This window comes from Nonomuraea rosea (assembly GCF_039539705.1).
GTDB classification, from domain to species: Bacteria; Actinomycetota; Actinomycetes; order Streptosporangiales; family Streptosporangiaceae; genus Nonomuraea; species Nonomuraea rosea.
Window position 1 is genome coordinate 539627 of the sequence record NZ_BAABDQ010000001.1, and the last position, 18475, is coordinate 558101.

General features: G+C 68.8%; 20 protein-coding genes and 1 tRNA gene. 4 read left to right on the forward strand and 17 right to left on the reverse strand.

The genetic code is table 11. The annotated features are described in order from the left end of the window. Window positions 1-115 precede the first annotated feature (115 nt). From rplL to ABEA43_RS02595, 8 genes are all read right to left on the reverse strand, one after another. Window positions 116-505 carry a 50S ribosomal protein L7/L12 gene (gene rplL, locus ABEA43_RS02560; protein ID WP_345558176.1) on the reverse strand — a complete coding sequence of 130 codons (390 nt, stop codon included), beginning with the start codon at window positions 503-505 and terminating at the stop codon, window positions 116-118. Window positions 506-578: 73 nt separating this feature from the next. Continuing rightward, window positions 579-1103 (reverse strand): 50S ribosomal protein L10, encoded by a 525-nt coding sequence (gene rplJ, locus ABEA43_RS02565; RefSeq protein WP_345558178.1) that lies wholly within the window; start codon window positions 1101-1103, stop codon window positions 579-581. A gap of 324 nt (window positions 1104-1427) precedes the next feature. Continuing rightward, window positions 1428-2249, reverse strand: a complete 822-nt coding sequence (locus ABEA43_RS02570) for an SCO4651 family lipoprotein (RefSeq protein ID WP_345558181.1) — start codon at window positions 2247-2249, stop codon at window positions 1428-1430. A 419-nt stretch (window positions 2250-2668) separates the two neighbouring features. Further along, on the reverse strand, window positions 2669-3388 hold the full coding sequence (rplA, locus tag ABEA43_RS02575) for a 50S ribosomal protein L1 (protein WP_345558183.1): 720 nt from the start codon (window positions 3386-3388) through the stop codon (window positions 2669-2671). A 60-nt stretch (window positions 3389-3448) separates the two neighbouring features. Next, window positions 3449-3880 (reverse strand): 50S ribosomal protein L11, encoded by a 432-nt coding sequence (gene rplK, locus ABEA43_RS02580; RefSeq protein ID WP_345558185.1) that lies wholly within the window; start codon window positions 3878-3880, stop codon window positions 3449-3451. Between the two features lie 122 nt (window positions 3881-4002). Continuing rightward, complete coding sequence (gene nusG, locus ABEA43_RS02585) at window positions 4003-4809, reverse strand: transcription termination/antitermination protein NusG (protein WP_345558187.1); 807 nt, start codon at window positions 4807-4809, stop codon at window positions 4003-4005. 79 nt (window positions 4810-4888) lie between these two features. Continuing rightward, window positions 4889-5134, reverse strand: coding sequence for a preprotein translocase subunit SecE (gene secE / locus ABEA43_RS02590; protein WP_170246617.1), 246 nt, complete (start codon window positions 5132-5134; stop codon window positions 4889-4891). 77 nt (window positions 5135-5211) lie between these two features. Beyond that, window positions 5212-5284: transfer RNA gene (locus ABEA43_RS02595), tRNA-Trp, on the reverse strand. A 157-nt stretch (window positions 5285-5441) separates the two neighbouring features. On the opposite strand from ABEA43_RS02595, the gene ABEA43_RS02600 reads away from it, so the two are divergent. After that, the gene (locus ABEA43_RS02600) at window positions 5442-6650 is read left to right on the forward strand and encodes a pyridoxal phosphate-dependent aminotransferase (RefSeq protein WP_345558194.1); all 1209 of its coding nucleotides are present in this window, start codon (window positions 5442-5444) and stop codon (window positions 6648-6650) included. Between the two features lie 59 nt (window positions 6651-6709). Here the strand turns inward: ABEA43_RS02600 and ABEA43_RS02605 are convergent, their stop codons facing one another. Both ABEA43_RS02605 and ABEA43_RS02610 read right to left on the reverse strand, forming a co-directional pair. Further along, window positions 6710-7216 carry a hypothetical protein gene (locus ABEA43_RS02605; protein WP_345558196.1) on the reverse strand — a complete coding sequence of 169 codons (507 nt, stop codon included), beginning with the start codon at window positions 7214-7216 and terminating at the stop codon, window positions 6710-6712. A 61-nt stretch (window positions 7217-7277) separates the two neighbouring features. Then, window positions 7278-7973, reverse strand: coding sequence for a hypothetical protein (locus ABEA43_RS02610; RefSeq protein WP_345558198.1), 696 nt, complete (start codon window positions 7971-7973; stop codon window positions 7278-7280). 118 nt (window positions 7974-8091) lie between these two features. On the opposite strand from ABEA43_RS02610, the gene ABEA43_RS02615 reads away from it, so the two are divergent. Beyond that, complete coding sequence (locus ABEA43_RS02615; protein WP_345558199.1) at window positions 8092-9114, forward strand: adenosine deaminase; 1023 nt, start codon at window positions 8092-8094, stop codon at window positions 9112-9114. Here the strand turns inward: ABEA43_RS02615 and ABEA43_RS02620 are convergent. Together ABEA43_RS02620 and ABEA43_RS02625 are read right to left on the reverse strand one after the other, a co-directional pair. Then, window positions 9103-9924 carry a hypothetical protein gene (locus ABEA43_RS02620; protein WP_345558201.1) on the reverse strand — a complete coding sequence of 274 codons (822 nt, stop codon included), beginning with the start codon at window positions 9922-9924 and terminating at the stop codon, window positions 9103-9105. The two genes, ABEA43_RS02615 and ABEA43_RS02620, sit on opposite strands and share 12 nt — an antisense overlap. Next, window positions 9911-10450, reverse strand: a complete 540-nt coding sequence (locus tag ABEA43_RS02625; protein ID WP_345558202.1) for an RNA polymerase sigma factor — start codon at window positions 10448-10450, stop codon at window positions 9911-9913. Before ABEA43_RS02625 ends, ABEA43_RS02620 begins: the two co-directional genes overlap by 14 nt. A gap of 126 nt (window positions 10451-10576) precedes the next feature. On the opposite strand from ABEA43_RS02625, the gene ABEA43_RS02630 reads away from it, so the two are divergent. Continuing rightward, the gene (locus tag ABEA43_RS02630; protein ID WP_345558204.1) at window positions 10577-11317 is read left to right on the forward strand and encodes a class I SAM-dependent methyltransferase; all 741 of its coding nucleotides are present in this window, start codon (window positions 10577-10579) and stop codon (window positions 11315-11317) included. A 37-nt stretch (window positions 11318-11354) separates the two neighbouring features. Here ABEA43_RS02630 and ABEA43_RS02635 read toward each other — a convergent pair whose 3' ends face one another. The 5 genes from ABEA43_RS02635 to ABEA43_RS02655 all read right to left on the reverse strand — a co-directional run bounded on the left by ABEA43_RS02635 (window position 11355) and on the right by ABEA43_RS02655 (window position 17867). Beyond that, window positions 11355-12239, reverse strand: coding sequence for a carbohydrate ABC transporter permease (locus tag ABEA43_RS02635; protein ID WP_345558779.1), 885 nt, complete (start codon window positions 12237-12239; stop codon window positions 11355-11357). Further along, complete coding sequence (locus ABEA43_RS02640; protein ID WP_345558206.1) at window positions 12239-13123, reverse strand: carbohydrate ABC transporter permease; 885 nt, start codon at window positions 13121-13123, stop codon at window positions 12239-12241. Before ABEA43_RS02640 ends, ABEA43_RS02635 begins: the two co-directional genes overlap by 1 nt. 68 nt (window positions 13124-13191) lie before the next feature. Beyond that, entirely contained in the window at window positions 13192-14457 is a 1266-nt protein-coding gene (locus tag ABEA43_RS02645) for an extracellular solute-binding protein (RefSeq protein ID WP_345558208.1), read from the reverse strand. A 209-nt stretch (window positions 14458-14666) separates the two neighbouring features. Beyond that, window positions 14667-16538 (reverse strand): acyl-CoA dehydrogenase family protein, encoded by a 1872-nt coding sequence (locus ABEA43_RS02650; RefSeq protein WP_345558210.1) that lies wholly within the window; start codon window positions 16536-16538, stop codon window positions 14667-14669. Window positions 16539-16568: 30 nt separating this feature from the next. Next, window positions 16569-17867, reverse strand: a complete 1299-nt coding sequence (locus ABEA43_RS02655; RefSeq protein WP_345558212.1) for an APC family permease — start codon at window positions 17865-17867, stop codon at window positions 16569-16571. Between the two features lie 81 nt (window positions 17868-17948). On the opposite strand from ABEA43_RS02655, the gene ABEA43_RS02660 reads away from it, so the two are divergent. Next, on the forward strand, window positions 17949-18410 hold the full coding sequence (locus ABEA43_RS02660; protein WP_345558214.1) for an Lrp/AsnC family transcriptional regulator: 462 nt from the start codon (window positions 17949-17951) through the stop codon (window positions 18408-18410). Window positions 18411-18475: the final 65 nt, after the last annotated feature.

Below are 18475 nucleotides of genomic sequence, written 5' to 3' on the forward strand. Positions count from 1 at the left end.
GCCCGATCAAACGGACTCCGCGCGTGCCGCACCCCCAGGAATGCGAAAAGAGGCGGTACACCCGGCACCTGGGTGTAGCCGCCTCTTCTCGAAGAGACTTGCGTGAAGGGGGAAGTTACTTCACGGTCACGGTGGCGCCGGCGCCCTCGAGGGCAGCCTTGGCCTTCTCCGCCTGCTCCTTGTTGACCTTGCCGTCGAAGACGGCCTTGGGAGCGCCGTCCACCAGGTCCTTGGCCTCCTTGAGGCCCAGGGACGTGAGGGCGCGGATCTCCTTGATGACCTGGATCTTCTTGTCGCCGGCAGCCTCGAGGATGACGTCGAACTCGTCCTGCTCCTCAACGACGGCGGCCTCGCCACCACCGGCGGCGGCGGGGGCGGCAACCGCGACGGGGGCGGCGGCCTTGACGTCGAAGACCTCTTCGAACTGCTTCACGAACTCGGACAGCTCGAGGAGGGTCATCTCCTTGAACGCGCCGAGCAGCTCGTCGGTGCTGAGCTTCGCCATGATGCTTTCCTTACGTTTAGGACTTGCTGAGAACTAGGAACGGGACCGCGGGATTTGCGGCAACCCCCGGGTGTTACTCGCCCGCCTCTTCGCGCTTCGCGCGGAGGGCATCGGCCAGCTGAGCCATGTTGGTGGGCAGCGCGGCGAACATCGCAGCAGCAGCGCTCTGCTTCGCCTTGATCGCGCCAGCAAGCTTCGCGAGGAGAACCTCACGGGACTCGAGGTCGGCGAGCTTGGTGATCTCGGTGGCGTCGAGCGTCTTACCGTCGAGGACACCACCCTTGATCACCAGAAGGGGATTGGCCTTGGCGAAGTCACGCAGACCCTTGGCCGCCTCGACAACGTCGCCGTTGACGAAGGCGATCGCGGTCGGACCGGCGAGCAGACCATCGAGGCCCGCAAGACCGGCCTCGTTGGCCGCAATCTTGGTCAGGGTGTTCTTCGCCACGGCGAACTTCGCATTCTCACCGAGAGAGACGCGCAGCTCCTTGAGCTGCGCAACGGTGAGACCGCGGTACTCGGTCAGAACGGCGGCAGCGCTGCCTTCGAACTCGCTCTTGAGCTCGGCAACCGCTGTCGCCTTATCCGCCCTCGCCATGGGCCTCCTTCCAGATGTGCCACCGGCGAAGGCCCAAAAATGAGAACGGCCCCGGGCGCAGGGCGCACACGGGGCTCGCACACGGAAACAACCATGTGGAAACTCGCATCACACCTGCGCGGGCCGTCCACGTGACGTGGATCCTTCGGTCGCCAGGCTTTGAGGCACCTGACGACAACCGGCGGTCTTCGGCAACAACAGAGTACGTGCTGCCCGCCGAGTTTCCAAATCGTGCTGCGGTCTTTCCGAGCTGTTCTCAGTCTTGCGGTTCTCGTCCTGCTCCGAGGTCTGGGTTGGTCCAGCTCTCAGATTCTGGCGTACGCGTCAGTTCGTCGTGCCCTTGGGCAGCTCTCCCACCTGGTCGGCGGGCGGGGCGTCGATGGTGACCGACTCGTTGAAGCCCTTGAAGAGCAGGGTCGCGTCGAGCGTGGCGCCTTCCTTCGAGCCGTTCAGGGCCAGCTTGCGCGGCAGGCCGTCACCGGCCACCCAGAGGTCGAACTTGACGTCCTTGAGCTCCGCCAGGCCCGTACGAGCCTGCTCCTGCTTGTCGGCCGGCAGCAGCAGAACTGCGGCGTCGACCGGGAAGCTGCCGCTGTAGTGGGTGGTGTCCTCGCCGTTGACGCTCTCGTTGCCGACCGACTTCACGTCCTGTGAGGCGGTGACGAGCTTGGTCATGTTGGCCAGGTCGAACTGCTGGATCTGGCTCAGGTACTGGTTCACCTGGCTGGAGTCACCCATCTCGCTGAGCGAGACCTTGATCCACGGCTTGGTGGCGCCGACGAGGTCCTTGAGCGCGTCGACCTTGACGTAGACGGTGTCGCCCTGGAGCACGGCGCGCACGCCGCCCGGCAGGCTCTTTCCGCCCATGTCGACGGTGTCCAGCGTGAGGTCCACGGCGAGCTGGGGCTTGCTCTGGTAGAGCATGCGGCCCTGCACCTTGCCCGAGCCTTCCTGGGGGTGCGTCACGTTCACCACGGCGTCGACCGTGTAACTGGTGACCTCCGCGGTCTTCTGCGCGGCTTGCGCGAGCACCTCTGAGGCAGCCAGGTTGACCTGAATGGGCTGCGCGTTCGATCCACAACCGGCGACCGCGGCTACGACGAGCGCGGCACCGGCCGCTGTGAGAGTTATCGTGCGCTTCAGCATGTCTTGACCTTACGTTTGGATTATCCCGCCGTGGCGTCTTCCCCGCACAATTCGGGGAAAACCCAGGGTTATCCCCCACACGGTCTCCACAATCCCTGCACAATCGGCCTTCCAGGTCATACCCCGCACTTCCACGAAGCCGACCTCTCCATGATCGGCCACCGGCCCTGGCGGGGCGACCACCGGTACCGACCGAGACCGAGTGCGGGGCGAGAGTGGCTCGGACTGGTGCTGAAGCCGGTACGGGGGCGCAGGCGGGGCGGACGGTCGTGCCGTACTGGGAGAGTCGGAGGCGGGACGGGCCGCCGTACCGGGAGAGCGGAGGCGGGACGGGTGCCGTGCCTTACCGGGAGAAAGGCTCGCTGGACGTGCGAAAGCCCCGCCCGGACGGACCAGGCGGGGCTTTCGGGAAAGCTGTGTTACTCGGCCAGCTCGCCGGTGAGGCCGCGGGTGACGTTGGGGTCGACCGGGACGCCCGGACCCATCGTCGTGGAGAAGGTGACCTTCTTCAGGTAACGACCCTTGGCCGCCGACGGCTTGAGACGCAGCACCTCGTCAAGGGCGGCGGCGTAGTTCTCGATGAGCTGACGCTCGGGGAACGACGTCTTGCCGATGATGAAGTGCAGGTTCGCCTGCCGGTCGGTACGGAACTCGATCTTGCCGCCCTTGATCTCCGTCACGGCCTTGGCGACGTCGGGCGTCACGGTGCCGGTCTTCGGGTTGGGCATGAGACCACGCGGGCCGAGCACGCGGCCCAGCCGGCCGACCTTGCCCATCAGGTCCGGCGTGGCCACGACCGCGTCGAACTCGTTGAGCCGGTTGCCCTTGGCGATCTCGTCGATCAGTTCGTCGGCGCCGACGATGTCGGCACCCGCCTCGCGGGCTGCCTCGGCACGGTCACCGGTCGCGAAGACCAGGACCCGGGCGGTCTTGCCGGTGCCGTGCGGGAGGTTGACCGTGCCGCGCACGATCTGGTCGGCCTTGCGAGGGTCGACGCCCAGCCGCAGCGCGACCTCGACGGTGGAGTCGAACTTGGTGGTCGACGTCTCCTTGGCCAGCTTCGCGGCGTCGGCGGGCGTGTAGAGCTTGTCGTGGTCGACCTTGGCCGCCGCGTCTTTGTGCGCCTTGCTGCGCTTCATTCTTACTCCTGAGTGGTTCGGCGAGCCCTGCGAAAGGGCCCTCCCACGTTGGGGGAAAACTTAGTCGGCGACCGTGATGCCCATCGACCGGGCGGTGCCGGCGATGATCTTCTCGGCGGCCGCGATGTCGTTGGCGTTGAGGTCGGGCATCTTCGTCTCCGCGATGCTGCGGAGCTGCTCACGGCTGAGCCTGCCGACCTTGTCACGCTGCGGGACCGCGCTGCCCTTGTCGATGCCCAGAGCCTTCTTGATCAGCTCGGGCGCCGGCGGCGTCTTCGTGATGAAGGTGAAGCTGCGGTCTTCGAAAATGGTGATCTCAACGGGGATGATGTTGCCCCGCTGGGACTCCGTGGCAGCGTTGTACTGCTTGACGAAGTCCATGATGTTGACGCCGTGGGGACCGAGGGCGGTACCCACCGGCGGCGCCGGGGTGGCCTGTCCAGCGGGGAGCTGGACCTTCACCAGAGCGGCGATTTTCTTCTTCGGAGGCATTAGTCCTTCTCCGGGTCCTGATTGCGATGCGGTCCGGCCCGTCGGATTGCGGGCCCGGACATGTCGGAAGGCCGCCCTCGCGAAGAGACGGCCAGCCGAACGTCTAAGTGTATGTGATCGTCTTAGATCTTCGAGACCTGGTTGAACGACAGCTCGACCGGCGTCTCACGACCGAAGATCGAGACGAGCACCTTGAGCTTCTGCGACTCGGGGCTGATCTCGCTCACCGAGGCGGGAAGCGTGGCGAACGGACCGTCCATGACCGTGACGGACTCGCCGATCTCGAACTCGACCGTCGGGCCCGTGCTCGTCTTGGCCGAGGCCTTCTTGCTCTCCTCGGTCGGCTCCGGCGCGAGCAGCTTGGCGACCTCGTCAAGGCTGAGCGCGCTCGGCTTGTTGGACAGGCCCACGAAACCGGTGACGCCGGGCGTGTTGCGCACGGCGGCCCAGGACTCGTCGGTCAGCTCCATGCGCACCAGCACGTAGCCGGGCAGCACCCGCTCCTTGACCGGCACCTTCTTGCCGCTCTTGAACTCCTGGACGGTGTGCGTCGGCACCTCGACCTGGAAGATGAAGTCCTCCATGTTGAGCGACACGTTGCGGCTCTCGATGTTGGACTTCACCCGGTTCTCGTAACCGGCGTAGGAGTGGATCACGTACCACTCGCCGAGCTGACCGCGCAGCGAGGCCTTGAACTCCTCGATGGGATCGACCTCGGGAAGGTCGGCGTCATCCTCGACGGCCTCGACCTCGGGAAGATCGGCACCGTCCTCGTCGGCGACGGCCTCGTCCTCGGCCGCCTCCTCCTCGTCGCTCTCCTCGACCTCGGCCTCTTCGATGGCCGCCTCGGCGGCCTCCTCGGTGGCTTCTTCCAGCTCGTCACCCCACTCGTCGCGGGGTCCCTCCGCCGGAACTGAAGACTCGGACACGGTGACTCTTCCTCTTTCGTCTAGTCGTTCAGCTCGTATCGCATGGCGACTCCGTCAGGCGACACCGGCGGCTGCTGGATCAGGATCCACCGAAGACACGGAGGACCGCCCAGCCCAGCGCGGCGTCGAGCCCGTACACGATCGCAACCATGATCAGAACGAATATCAGAACGACCGTGGTGTAGGTGATGAGATCCTTGCGTGTCGGCCAGATGACCTTGCGAAGCTCGTTGACGACCTGCCGATAGAAAAGGGCAGGTGAAGTGCGTGTCTTCTTTTCGCCACTCGGCTTGCCTGCGGTCTCGCCGCGCGTGTCGATCGCCACAGTCCTCACCTGAATCTGTCGTGTCCAACGCAGTTTGCGGCGCGCTTACACGCCCATTATTGCGCGGACCGCACTCGCAGGGCACGAGGGACTCGAACCCCCAACCGCCGGTTTTGGAGACCGGTGCGCTACCAATTGCGCCAGTGCCCTATGTCGATGACCAGACTACCCTGATCGCCTCACTGCCTGGACCGAACCGCTCGCCGACATGCGGCGGAAGGACCAGGCGAAATCATACGGGGGAATGCCCGGTACGTCGAACCGAAACCCGATCGCCCAGGTCACGACCGCGTGGGACCATGGACACATGTCCACCCGACCCCGCATCTCCGCAAGAATTTCCGCGATTTCCGAGTCCGCGACCCTCGCCGTGGACTCCAAGGCCAAGGCGATGAAGGCGGCGGGCCGTCCCGTCATCGGCTTCGGCGCGGGCGAGCCCGACTTCCCGACGCCCGGCTACATCGTCGAGGCCGCGATCGAAGCGGCGGGCAACCCGCGCTTCCACAAGTACACTCCCGCCGGCGGGCTGCCCGAGCTCAAGCAGGCCATCGCCGCCAAGACGCGACGCGACTCCGGCTACGCCGTGGAGGCCGCGCAGGTGCTGGTCACCAACGGCGGCAAGCAGGCGGTCTACGAGGCGTTCGCGACGCTGCTCGACCCGGGTGACGAGGTCGTGGTCATCGCCCCCTACTGGACCACCTACCCCGAGGCGATCAAGCTCGCCGGCGGCGTGCAGGTCGACGTCGTGACCGACGAGTCCACCGGCTACCTGGCGACCGTGGAGCAGCTTGAGGCGGCGCGCACCGAGCGGACCAAGGTCCTGCTGTTCGTCTCGCCGTCCAACCCCACGGGCGCCGTCTACAGCCGCGAGGAGACCGTCGCGATCGGCCGCTGGGCCGCCGAGCACGGCCTGTGGGTCGTCACCGACGAGATCTACGAGCATCTCGTGTACGGCGACGCCGAGTTCACCAGCATCGCCACCGCCGTGCCCGAGCTGGGCGACCGGGTCGTGATCCTCAACGGCGTGGCCAAGACCTACGCCATGACCGGCTGGCGCGTGGGCTGGCTGATCGGCCCGGCCGACGTGGTCAAGGCGGCGACCAACCTGCAGTCGCACGCCACCTCCAACGTCTCGAACGTGGCCCAGATGGCCGCGCTGGCCGCGGTCTCCGGCGACCTGTCCGCGGTGGCGGAGATGCGTACGGCGTTCGACCGGCGGCGCCAGACGATGGTGCGGATGCTCAACGAGATCCCGGGCGTGTTCTGCCCTGAGCCGAAGGGGGCGTTCTACGCATATCCCTCGGTCAAGGAGCTGATCGGCAAGGAGCTGCGGGGCAAGCGGCCCCAGTCGTCCGCCGAGCTGGCCGAGCTGATCCTGGAGGAGGCCGAGGTCGCGGTGGTGCCCGGCGAGGCGTTCGGCACACCCGGCTACTTCCGGCTGTCGTACGCGCTGGGCGACGACGACCTGGTCGAGGGCGTCAGCCGGCTGGCCAAGCTGCTGTCAGAGGCACGCTGACCCACGCGAGACCCGATGACCGCCGCCTCGCGCGAGCTGGGCCGCAGCCGTAGCCGGCGTCAGGGCGCCGGGCTCGGGGTCACGCCGGCGGCGATCTGCCTGATCTGACCGGCCAGGCCGGGGGTGGCGCCGATGTACACGGCGGTGCCCGGCCGCTCCAGCCACATGAAGTTGCGCAGCCCGGTGCGCGTGTTCCAGCGCAGCGCCGGCCTGCCCTTGTACGCCGTCAGCGCCGACCTGGCGACCAGCGTCGCGAACTGCTCGGCCGTACGCACCCCGCAGACGACCCCGACGTACACCTGCTCGTCGTTCTGACGCCAGGTCACGCCCTTGACGTCGAGCCGCCGGGTGAGCGAGCCCAGCCGCCGGAACGTGCCGGCCCGCTCCAGCCCCGCCGGCATGGCGGGAAGCTGCATCTTCGTGGCGCCGCAGGTCAGGGCGATGCTCTTGCGCGTGGTCGCCGGTTTGGGCGGCGGCGGCGTGACGTGGGTCTCCGGCGTGGCGCCGCCGCCACCTCCGCAGGACGTGAGCGCGAACATGAGGAGCATCGCCGTCAGACGTCGCATCGACCCCCCATGACGCTCAGTGGAAATCCCGGAAACCCCGGAAACCCCGGGAAAAGGGCTCTTAGTCTCCTACAGGAGCCCTGACGGAAGCGGCAATAGCCACCAGATCCTTACCCAGCGAGTCGCTGACCCTGATCCACGCGCCCGTCCCCGCGCGTTCGAGCCAGACGATCACCCGTCCTCCGCCCGGGTGCCTGCCGACCACGGCGGGCTTGCCGCGTACGGAGGTCGCTCGGGCGTTCAGCACCGTGACGCGCCGGCGGTAGGCCGCCCAGTCGGCGGCCACCGTACCGCGCTCGACCCGGACCTCGACGAACCGGCTCCCCGCCCCGAACCTGGCCCAGCCCCCCGCGACGCCGGCCTCCGCCTTGACCGCTCCCCCGGCGCTGCGCACCAGCCCCGGCGGCAGGTACGTCAGCCAGAAGTCGCCCGAGACGACCGCGAGCGGGGCGCCGCCGGGGATGACACGGCTCGGCTCGGCGGCCGAGGCGGCGGAGGCGGCGGCCGGGCGGCTGTCCTCCGGGTTCGCGGCCGGACTCACGGTACGGCTCACACCCGGGTCCAGGGCTGGGTCCTGGGCTGGGTTCTGGGCCGGCGACGGGATGGCGACGGGCTGCGGCGTCTCCTCGACGGCGTGCGGAGGGCGGCCGAAGCCCGAGGAGAAGAGCGCATAGATGACCAGCGATGTCACCCCGAGCGCCAGCGTCGTGAGCGCGGCCCGCCCGCCCTGCCCCATCTGGTGCCCCTCGGGGATCATTCCTTCTTGATCCCCAGCCGGGGCTCATCCGTACCACGCGTTCCCCTTGCCTCCCCCATCTTTCTCCGCCTGTCCCCTCTCGCGAACTCCGACCGACGCCGAGTGGCAAGATATGTAAATGCAACGCCCCTTGCACACGCTTCCCAAAGCCCATCTCCATCTGCACTTCACCGGCTCGATGCGGCATTCGACGCTGATCGAGCTGGCCAGGGGCCAAGGGCTGCACCTGCCGGACGCCCTTGAGGAGGACTGGCCGCCCCAGCTGCACGCCACGGACGAGCGGGGCTGGTTCAGGTTCCAGCGGCTGTACGACATCGCCAGGTCCGTGCTGACCCGGCAGGAGCACGTCTACCGGCTGATGCGCGAGACGGCCGAGGACGAGGTGGCGGCCGGGTCGCGCTGGCTGGAGATCCAGGTGGACCCCTCGGGGTTCGCGCAGCGGTTCGGCGGGCTGACGGCCACGCTGGAGCTGATGCTCGACGCGGTCAAGCAGGCCGCGGAGCACGCGGGGATCGGGATCGCGGTGATCGTGGCCGCGAACAGGACCAGGCACCCCCTCGACGCCAACACCCTGGCCAGGCTCGCCACCCAATACACCGCCGCGGGCGTGGTGGGGTTCGGGCTGTCCAACGACGAGCGGCGGAGCGAGGCGCGCGACTTCGAGCGGGCGTTCAGGATCGCCAAGCGCGGCGGCCTGCTCGCCATGCCGCACGGTGGCGAGCTGCTGGGGCCGCGCAGCGTGGCGCAGTGCGTGGACGACCTGGGGGCGGACCGGGTCGGGCACGGGGTGCGCGCGGCGGAGGACCCGTGGCTGACGCAGCGGCTGGCCGACCGGCAGATCTGCTGCGAGGTCTGCCCGACCTCGAACGTGGGGCTGGGGGTCGTCGAGCGGGCCTCCGACGTGCCGCTGCGGCGGCTGTTCGACGCGGGGGTGCCGATCGCGCTGGGGGCGGATGACCCGTTGCTGTTCGGTTCGCGGCTGTTGCGCCAGTACGAGCTGGCCCGCGACGTCTACGGCTTCAGCGACGCCGAGGTGGCCGAGCTGGCGCGGCAGTCCGTACGGTCGTCGACGGCTCCCGAGTCCGTACGCAAGGAGCTGCTCAAGGGTGTGGACGACTGGCTCACGGGCTCACTTGAGTGACGTGGCGATGCGGACCGCCTCCCGAGCCGACGACACGCCCTCCAGGCGATAGCTCATCGTGCCCTGCTGCCAGATGAGCGTGGGGCCGGCCTGGCGCAGCGGGACCTCCGTGCCGTCCGCGCGCCTGATGTAGCCGAGCGGGTGCGCGCCCGGGATCCACCAGCCCTGGTAGGGGCCGACCTCGACGTAGTCGGGCCAGGGCGGGCCGAGCTTCTTGAAGACGATCGGGTCCAGGCCGCCGTCGAACTGGTCGAGCCGGATCCCGCCGGGCCAGAACATCGACACCACCCTGCCGCCGTCCGCGACCGTGGCGCTCCGGGGGTTGCCGAGGGCGGCCGGGGACTTGACCGGGAACTTGGCGCGGCCGGCCAGGTCCGCCGGGGAGACCGTCTGCTCGCCGGGCATGGGCGCCGTGGTGCGGACCGGCGGGGGCGGGTTGTCGCTTATCTGGATCTCGATCCCGGCGAAACGCAGGATCTGCACGACGGCGGCGCGGCCCTGGGGGGTGGCCGCGGTGACGGCGATGACGGCGACGACGACGGCCGTCACGATCTTCCACCTGGCACGCCGGGCACGCCGCGCCGGCCGCCGCCCGTCCGCACCGGGAGCGGGAGCCGGAGCGGGAACGGGGGCGGGAACGGGGGCGGGAACGGGGGCGAGGTCGTGGGCGGGGTCGGGCCCGGGGGTGGGTTCGAGGCGGGCGCGGACGGCGGCGGCCACGTCGGCCGGCGGCGGGCTGGGGACGTCGAGCAGGTCTCCCAGCGCCAGCAGCTCGGCTTCGAGGTCGTCGAAAGGCTCACGCGAGTTCATCCCCCACCTCCCTCCGCAGCCGCGCCAGCCCCCGATGGGTGCTGGACTTGACGGTGCCGACCGGCCAGTCGAGCACCTGTGCCGTCTCCGCTTCCGTCAGTTGTAAGAAGTACCGGCAGACGACGGCCTGGCGTTCCCGCTCGGGCAGCTCGCGTACGGCGGCCAGCAGGCGCGTACGGCGGTCGGTGGCCACGGCCGCGCCCTCCGGGTCGTCGGGCGCCTTGACCTCGGCGGTGCCGCCGAGGCGTACGGCCAAGTCGGACCTGCGCCCCCGCGACCGGGTGAGATTGTGCGTCTCGTTGGCCACGATGCGCAGCAGCCACGGGCGGAAAGGCGCGTCCCTGCGGAAGCTCGGCAGATGCCGGAACGCCTTGACGAACGCCTCCTGCACCACGTCCTCTGCCTCGTCACCCGCGCCCAGCATGGCGGCGGTGCGATGGGCGAGCGCGCTGTAGCGGGTGACCAGCGCCTCGTAGGCCGCAAGGTCACCGTCGAGCGAGCGCGTGATCGCCTCGTCGTCGTCCATGGCGAGTCAGATTCCACCGCATCGGAGTGCCTCCGGGGAAGGGTCTTTCGCGGATCGCGTGACCCCGACCCCTTACTGGGGCATTAGACTCGGGCAATCCATGAGCACCCTCGAAGGAACGGGACTATGTCTTCTGGGTATGACCGTGTAGTGCAACCGGCGGCCGGTGACGAGGCCCTGGAGAACCACCTGGGTGGGGACGAGGCCAAGAACTATCGGCAGTACGAGTTCGACATGGTCGCCCCGCATGTCGGCCGGTCGATGCTGGAGATCGGGTCGGGGCTCGGCCACTTCGCCGAGCAGTTCCTGCCGAGACTCGACCGGCTCGTGGTGAGCGACTTCGACCCCTACTGCGTCGAGCAGCTCGAAAAGCGGTTCGCGGGGCGCGACGAGATCGGTGTCCTGCAGTTCGGGCTCCCGACGGAGATCCCGCTGGAGGACAAGGTCGACACCGTCGTCATGATGAACGTCCTCGAGCACATCGAGGAGGACGCCGAGGCCCTGCGCTCCCTGGCGCGCGTCACGCAGCCGGGCGGGCGGATCATCATCTGGGTGCCCGGCTACCCGCAGCTCTACGGAGACTTCGACCGCAAGGTCGGTCACGTCCAGCGCTACACGCCCAAGACGCTCGGGCGGACCGTGGCCAGGGCGGGGCTCGACGCAGAGGTGCTCAAGCCGATCAACTTCCTGGGCGGCATCGCCTGGTGGGCGGCCGTGCGGCGGGGCGGCGTCGGTTACCCGGACCCACGGCTGGTCAAGATCTACGACCGCACGGTGGTCCCGCTGACGCGGCTGATCGAGCGTTTCGTCAGGCCGCCGTTCGGCCAGACGGTGTTCTGCGTGGCCCGCGTCCCGCAGGAGAAGTAGGCAGCGAGAGGTCCCGGGCCGATGGCCCGGGACCCGCTCACTTGATGGAGCCGGCCGTCAGGCCGCCCACCACCTTCCGCTCGATCAGGGCGAAGAGAATGATCACCGGGATGGTGGCGATCACGGACCCGGCGAACAGGTTCTGCCAGTCCACCTGGTACTGCCCGATGAACGAGTTGAGCGCCACCGTGAGCGGCTGGTTGGCCGGGGTGGTGGTCAGGGTCAGCGCGACCACGAACTCGTTCCACGCGGCGATGAACGTGAAGATCAGCGCCGTGATGACGCCCGGCATGGCGAGCGGCAGCGTGATCCTGAACAACGCGCCGAAGCGCCCGTTGCCGTCGATGAACGCCGCCTCCTCCAGCTCACGCGGGATCGAGGCGAAGTACGCGTTCAGGATCCACACCGCGAACGCCAGGTTGAACCCGCCGTTGACCAGGATCAGCGACCAGATCGAGTCCACCAGCCCGAACTGGTAGAACTCCCGGTAGATGCCGACCAGCATGGCCGTGGGCTGGAACATCTGCGTGATCAGCACCAGGATCAGGAACGCGGTGCGCCCCCTGAAGTTGTGCCGGGCCGAGTAGTAGGCCGCGGGCAGCGCCACCAGCAGCACGAGCACCGTCGAGCCGCCGGCCACCTTGAGCGTCACCCACAGGTTGCCCGCCAGGCCGCTGGTCCAGAAGTTGGCGAGGTTCGACCAGACCCACTCGTCGGGCCAGAACGTCACGTCGCGCAGCGAGTCCTGGGAGCGCAGCGAGGTGAGCAGCATCACCACGTACGGGAACAGGAAGATGAGCGAGACGACGTACGCGCTGGCCGCCACCACCACGGTCTTGAGCCGGGGCATGCGGCGCGGCGCCGCCCCGCGCGGCCTGGCGTGAGGATGCGGCTTGGTCTTGGTCATCGTGTCGACGGCCATCACGCCACCTCCTTGTTCCAGCGGGAGACCTTGAGGAAGACCGCGGTCAGCACGATCACCATGCCGAAGTTGACGACGGACATGGCCGCGGACTCACCGATGTTCGAGCCCTTCAGGATGAACATCAGGATCGTCGACGTGGCCGTCGAATAGCCGGGCTGGCCGTGCGTCATCGCCCAGATGATGGGGAAGCTGTTGAAGACGTTCATGACGTTGATCAGGGCCGCCACGGTGAGCGCGGGGCGCAGCAGCGGCAGCGTGATCGACCAGTACGTCCGGAGCTTTCCCGCCCCGTCCATCGTGGCCGCCTCGTAGACGTCGGACGGGATCGTCGCCAGCCCGGCCAGCAGCGCGTACGTGGTGAACGGCACCGACACGAACACGGCCACGAACACCAGCCACGGCAGGGCGGTGGAGGCGTCGCCGAGCTGGTCGGCCGAGGCGCCGCCCATCGCGTCGATCAGCCCCAGTTTCAGGCGGATCTGGTTGATCACGCCGACCTCGGGGTCGAGCATCCACTTGAAGATGATCGCCGTCATCAGCACCGACGCGGCCCAGGGCGCGATCAGCGCCCATCGGGCCACCTTGCGCAGCGGGAAGCGCTGGTTGAAGAGCTGGGCGAGGGCCAGCGAGATCAGCACGGTGAACGCGACGACCGCGACCACCCAGATCACGCTGCGGGTCATGATGTCGGCGAAGTCCTTCTCGCCGAACAGCTTCTCGTAGTTGGCCCAGCCGTTGTCCCCCTGGACCACGCCGAACCGGCTGATCTTGAGGAACGACGACCTGATCATCTCGACCACGGGCCAGAGGACGACCAGCGCGATCAGCAGCACCGCGGGCCCGACCCAGGCCAGAGGCTCGAGGGCACGCAACCTTCTCATGAAACACCTTCCAAGACGGTACGGCCGACGCCACCGGGGCGACGCCGGCCGTACGGACCCCCGATCGGTCAGCCCGCAGCTTCCGCGGTCTTCTGCAGCTCACCGAGGACCTTGGCCGGGTCGTCCTTGACGGCCCCGCCGATGGTCTGCTTGATCGCCGGGTTCACCTCGGCCCACTTGGGGTCCTGGAAGGGGTAGAAGCTGGCGTTGGGCAGCGCGTCGAGGAACGGCTTGAGCTTCTCGTCGCTGGCCAGCTTCTGGATGCCGCCGTTGGTGACGGGCAGCAGCTTGTAGGTGTCGGAGATCTTCGTCGCGGCGTTGCCGGTGTAGAAGAAGTCGAAGAACTTCTTGATCTCGGCGGCGTGGCCGTTCTTGTTGAACGCCATGATCCAGTCCATGACGCCGAGCGTGGTGTCGAGCGGGCCGGCCTTGCCGGGGATCGGCGCGACGGCGTAGTTCTTCAGCCCGGCGGCGTCGAAGATCGGGATGGACATGGGTCCGCCGTTGACCATGCCGACCTTGCCGGCCCCGAAGTCCTCCCAGACCGTCTTGCGGTCCTTGGTGCCGGGGTTCGGGGTGGTCAGGCCCGCGTCCACGAGGCCCTTCATGTACGTGAAGGTCTCGACGTTCTGCGGCGAGTTGATCGCCCACTTGCCGGCGGCGTCCTTGTAGCCGCCGCCGTTGCCGAGCATCCACAGGAAGGACTCGCCCTGCGCCTCCTCCTGGCCCAGCGGCAGGCCGAACGGCTGCGTGACGCCGGACTTCTTCAGCTTCTCCGCGGCGGCCTTGAGCTCGTCCCACGTCTTCGGCGGCTCGGTGATGCCGGCCTTCTCGAAGAGGTCCTTGTTGTAGAACAGGGCGCGGGCCGAGGAGACGAACGGGATGCCGTACGAGGCGCCGTCCACCTTGCCGAACTCCGCGAACTTCTGCAGCATGTCGCCGGAGACCGCCGGGGACAGGACCTCGTCCGTCTTGTAGAGCAGCCCGTCCTTGACGAAGCCGGAGTAGTCGCCGGTCTGCAGGATGTCGGGCACCTGGCCGTTCTGGACCATGGTGGCGACCTGCTTGTCGATGTCGTTCCAGTTGATGACCTGGACATCGACCTTGATGGTCGGGTTGGCGGCCTGGAACTCGTCCACGACGCCCTTCCAGAACGTCTCGCCCGAGTTCGGCTTGCCGGGGCCGTCGCCGTAGTCGGCGGCGACCATCTTCAGCGTGACCTGGCCCCCTGCCGAGGCCTGCGTGTTGTTCCCGCCACCGGAGTCGGTGGACCCACAGCTGGACAGGACCAGCACCGTGGCGAGGCCGAGTGCGGCGCCGCCTGCAAGCTTCATGTTCACTGGAGATACCGCCTTCTCGTCGGACGGGTGAAGCTGGTCCGTACCAGCCAACGGACCCCGTCCTGGGGGATGAGGCGCGCGAACCCAAGGCTCGACGCGTTTGCGTCAGCGTAAGCCTGAGTTAAGGAGCCGGTCTATACCGGCTTGTCTCGGTTTGACAACACTCAGGCCATCAAAACCTCACAACCGGTCTAGACCGCGCGTCAGGGGATCTTACGCCGGACGTTCTCCCCGCCCTGCGGCGTGCCGATCCACGGGCCGTCGATGGACGGGTCGAGAATGCCCTCCTCGACGAAGGTGTAGCGGCCGTCGAGCACGTAGCCGGCCAGCCGTACGTCGTGGCTGTCGCTGTTGTCCCAGAGGCGGTCGAACAGGGCGTCCACGCGGCGTCTTGCCTGGTGGCAGAAGGTGTCGGCGAGCTCGTACGGCCGCCGCCCCAGGTCCCTGGAGTCCTCGTCCGCCTTGACGCAGGCGGCCGTCATGGCGAACAGCTCGGCCCCTATGTCGACGATCCTCCCGAGGAAGGCCTGCTTGTGCTCCAGCCTCCCCTGCCAGCGGGACATGCCGTAGAAGGTGGACCTGGCCAGTTTCCTGCTGGTCCGCTCCACGAAGCGCAGATGCGCCCCCAGCGGGCCGAACTCGGCGTACGACGTGGGCAGGTTCCCGCTGCCGGCCACCAGCGTGGGCAGCCACTTGGCGTAGAACCGGCCGGCCCGCCGCAGGGCCTGGGCGCGCTCCTGGCGGGAGGCCTCCGGGTTGATCAGCTCACCGGCGGCCGACAGGTGCGCGTCCACCGCCTCCCGCGTGATCATCAGCTGCATGATCTCCGAGGAGCCCTCGAAGATGCGGTTGATGCGCGAGTCGCGCAGCATCTGCTCGGCGGGCACGCCGCGCTCGCCGCGGGCCGCGAGCGACTCGGCGGTCTCGTAGCCGCGCCCGCCCCTGACCTGGACCAGCTCGTCGAGCGCCCGGTACGACAGCTCCGACGCGTACAGCTTGGCCAGCGCCGCCTCGATCCTGATGTCGTTGCGCTGGTCGTCGGCCATCCGGCTGGTCAGCTCGCAGACGGCTTCGAGCGCGTACGCGGTGGCCGCGATGAAGGCGATCTTCGTGGCGACGGCCTCGTGCTCGCCGACCTTGCGCCCCCACTGCACGCGGGCGTTGGCCCACTCGCGGACGATCTTCACGGCCCACTTGGCGTTGCCCGCGCACGTGGCGGGCAGCGACAGGCGGCCGGTGTTCAGCGTGGTCAGGGCGATCTTCAGGCCCTCGCCCTCGCGGCCGATCAGGTTCTTGACCGGCACTCTGACCTGGGAGAACTCGGTGACGCCGTTCTCGATGCCCCGGAGTCCCATGAAGCTGTTGCGCCGCTTGACCGTGATGCCGGGAGAGTCGGCCTCGACCACGAACGCGCTGATCTTCTTGCCGGTCCTGGCCATGACCACCAGGAGGTTCGCGACGACGCCGTTCGTCGTCCACAGCTTGACGCCGTCGAGCACGTACTCGTCGCCGTCGCGGACCGCGGTGGTGGACAGCCGGGCCGGGTCGGAGCCCACGTCGGGCTCGGTCAGCAGGAACGCCGAGATCTCCCCCGCCGCGCACCTCGGCAGGAACTCGCGCTTCTGCTCCTCGGTGCCGAACAGCTTGAGCGGCTGCGGCACGCCGATCGACTGGTGCGCGGACAGCAGCGTGGCCAGCGCCGGGCAGTAGGAGCCGACGAGCATGAGAGCGCGGCAGTAGTACAGGTAGGGCAGGCCGAGCCCGCCGTACGCCTCGCTGATCGTGATCCCGAACGCGCCGAGCCCGGCCAGCCCCTTCACGACGTCGTCGGGCACCTGCGCGGTGCGCTCGATGAGCGCGGGATCGACGTGCGCGTCGAGATAGCGCCGCACCGCCCGGACGAACTCCTCACCCCGCTTGGTCGCCTCGTCGGACAGCTTGGGCGCCGGATGCACCAGATCCAGCTGGAAGTCGCCGAGGAACAGCTGCTTGGCGAAGCTCGGGCGCGTCCATTCCTTCTCCCGCGCCTGCTCGCCGACCTCCCTGGACTCCGCGTACTTGGCGTGCTCGGTCATAGCACCCTCCCGACGTTGCGCCGTCCTGTGCTAGGAGTACTGCCCGCCTGACGGCGCCCTGCGCCGTTTATAGCCCCTTTTTGTACGACGGGCACCCCCCGGCGACGCCGGACGTGGCGCGGCGACCCTCAGCGCCCCCCAGGCCACCAGCGCCAGCACGGCGGGCACCACGAGATAGAGGCCGCAGAACGCGAGCGCCACGAGCGACAGCCCGCTGCCCACCATGGCCGTGCGACGGTGCCGTCCCGGCGGCAGCAGCCGCACCGCCGCCGCCACGCCCGCCGCCGTGACGGCGGCCAGGCACGCGGACGTCGCCCGCATCAGCAGGTCCAGGTCCACCGCCCACACCAGCACGGGCACGCTCAGCACGGCCAGCAGCCCCAGGCTCCGGTACGGCGTCTCACCGGGCGCCCCGCCTCTGGCGAACCAGCCGGGCAGCGCCCCGTCCCTGGCCAGCGCCGCCCCCAGCCGCGCTGCCCCGGCCAGGTAGGTGTTGATCGCCCCGAACGTCAGCAGCACCGCCACCACCCCCGTGACGGGCCGCGCCGCGCCGCCGATGCCGGTCTCCAGCATCGCGGTGAGCGGCACGCCGGTCATCCCGGGGCCGAGCACCCCGACGGAGACGACGGACACGCCGAGGTAGAGCAGGGCGATCACGACCAGGGTCACCACGGTGGCCCTGATCAGGCCCTTCCCGCGATCGGCGAACTCGGCCGACAGATGGCTGGCCGCCTCCCAGCCGACGAAGGCGAACATGAGCACGCCCGCCGCGCTGGCCACGCCCGCGGCGCCGTACGGGGCGAAGGGGGTGAAGTTGGCCGGGTCGGCGTGCGGCGCGGCCGTGACCACGGCGGCGGTGAGCAGCGCGACGAGCAGGACGACGAAGCCGATCTGCAGCCCTCCCGAGGTGCGCAGGCCCGCCGCGTTGGTCGCGAAGGCGGCGGCCAGGATCAGGCCGCCGGCCAGCGTGCCGTTCACGCCCAGGCAGGCTTCGACGTACTGGCCGCCGACGAGCGCGCCCGCGACCGTGCCGATGGGGACGGCGCCGAAGAACCACCAGCCGGCCACGGCGGAGGCGGGCCGGCCGAACGCCAGCCCGACGAAGCTCGCCACGCCGCCGCCGTCGGGGTAGCGCGCGCCCAGCGCGGCGAAGGTCAGCGCGACCGGGACGCTCAGCGCGAGCAGGCCCGCCCAGGCCAGCACGGAGGCGGGCCCGGCGGCGGTGGCGGCGAGGTGCGGCAGCACCAGCATCCCCGGCCCCAGCACCGCCCCGACGAGCAGCGCCGTCCCATGACCGGCGCTAATGCCCCCATACGTTCGATTCGTCATGCCGCCGAAGCTAGTCCAGATATTCGGCGACGCCCCCTGTCCAGCGAACGTATGACCGGAAGAGCATGCCAACATCGGCTCATGGACGAACTTGATTCGGCGATCATACGGTTGCTCCAAACGGATGCGCGGCAGTCCAACAGGGAGCTCGCCCGCCAGCTCGGCATCGCGCCCTCGACCTGCCTGGAGCGGGTCAGGGCGCTCACCCGCCGCGGGGTCATCCGCGGCTACCACGCCGACATCGACCCGGCCGCGCTCAACCGCAGCGTCCAGGCCATGGTCTCGGTCCAGGTACGCCCGCTCAGCCGGCCGGTGATCAACGCGTTCAAGTCGTCGGCCGCCGCGATGCCCGAGGTGCTCAGCGTGTTCGTGCTGGCGGGCGGGGACGACTTCCTCCTGCACGTGGCCGTGCAGGACCTGGACCACCTGCACTCGTTCCTGCTCGACCGGCTGAGCAAGCGCAAGGAGATCGTCGGGTTCCGCACGTCGGTGGTGTTCCAGGAGGTCCAGAACGCCGTCCCCGAACGTCTTCCCGACGCCTGAGCCTCTTGTTTTAGTTTGCGTACTATGTAAGCTTACAAGGTACACAAACTCAAAAGGAGCCTGCC

Excerpts from the sequence above, each read along its gene's own strand:
- ABEA43_RS02640 (WP_345558206.1), bottom strand. The coding sequence starts at position 13,123 with ATGAGAAGGTTGCGTGCCCTCGAGCCTCTGGCCTGGGTCGGGCCCGCG.
- ABEA43_RS02630 (WP_345558204.1), top strand. The coding sequence starts at position 10,577 with ATGTCTTCTGGGTATGACCGTGTAGTGCAACCGGCGGCCGGTGACGAG.
- ABEA43_RS02600 (WP_345558194.1), top strand. The coding sequence starts at position 5,442 with ATGTCCACCCGACCCCGCATCTCCGCAAGAATTTCCGCGATTTCCGAG.
- ABEA43_RS02605 (WP_345558196.1), bottom strand. The coding sequence starts at position 7,216 with ATGCGACGTCTGACGGCGATGCTCCTCATGTTCGCGCTCACGTCCTGC.
- ABEA43_RS02625 (WP_345558202.1), bottom strand. The coding sequence starts at position 10,450 with ATGGACGACGACGAGGCGATCACGCGCTCGCTCGACGGTGACCTTGCG.
- ABEA43_RS02660 (WP_345558214.1), top strand. The coding sequence starts at position 17,949 with ATGGACGAACTTGATTCGGCGATCATACGGTTGCTCCAAACGGATGCG.
- ABEA43_RS02655 (WP_345558212.1), bottom strand. The coding sequence starts at position 17,867 with ATGACGAATCGAACGTATGGGGGCATTAGCGCCGGTCATGGGACGGCG.
- ABEA43_RS02650 (WP_345558210.1), bottom strand. The coding sequence starts at position 16,538 with ATGACCGAGCACGCCAAGTACGCGGAGTCCAGGGAGGTCGGCGAGCAG.
- rplL (WP_345558176.1), bottom strand. The coding sequence starts at position 505 with ATGGCGAAGCTCAGCACCGACGAGCTGCTCGGCGCGTTCAAGGAGATG.
- ABEA43_RS02615 (WP_345558199.1), top strand. The coding sequence starts at position 8,092 with ATGCAACGCCCCTTGCACACGCTTCCCAAAGCCCATCTCCATCTGCAC.
- ABEA43_RS02645 (WP_345558208.1), bottom strand. The coding sequence starts at position 14,457 with ATGAAGCTTGCAGGCGGCGCCGCACTCGGCCTCGCCACGGTGCTGGTC.
- rplA (WP_345558183.1), bottom strand. The coding sequence starts at position 3,388 with ATGAAGCGCAGCAAGGCGCACAAAGACGCGGCGGCCAAGGTCGACCAC.
- ABEA43_RS02620 (WP_345558201.1), bottom strand. The coding sequence starts at position 9,924 with ATGAACTCGCGTGAGCCTTTCGACGACCTCGAAGCCGAGCTGCTGGCG.
- rplJ (WP_345558178.1), bottom strand. The coding sequence starts at position 1,103 with ATGGCGAGGGCGGATAAGGCGACAGCGGTTGCCGAGCTCAAGAGCGAG.
- ABEA43_RS02570 (WP_345558181.1), bottom strand. The coding sequence starts at position 2,249 with ATGCTGAAGCGCACGATAACTCTCACAGCGGCCGGTGCCGCGCTCGTC.
- ABEA43_RS02635 (WP_345558779.1), bottom strand. The coding sequence starts at position 12,239 with ATGGCCGTCGACACGATGACCAAGACCAAGCCGCATCCTCACGCCAGG.
- rplK (WP_345558185.1), bottom strand. The coding sequence starts at position 3,880 with ATGCCTCCGAAGAAGAAAATCGCCGCTCTGGTGAAGGTCCAGCTCCCC.
- ABEA43_RS02610 (WP_345558198.1), bottom strand. The coding sequence starts at position 7,973 with ATGATCCCCGAGGGGCACCAGATGGGGCAGGGCGGGCGGGCCGCGCTC.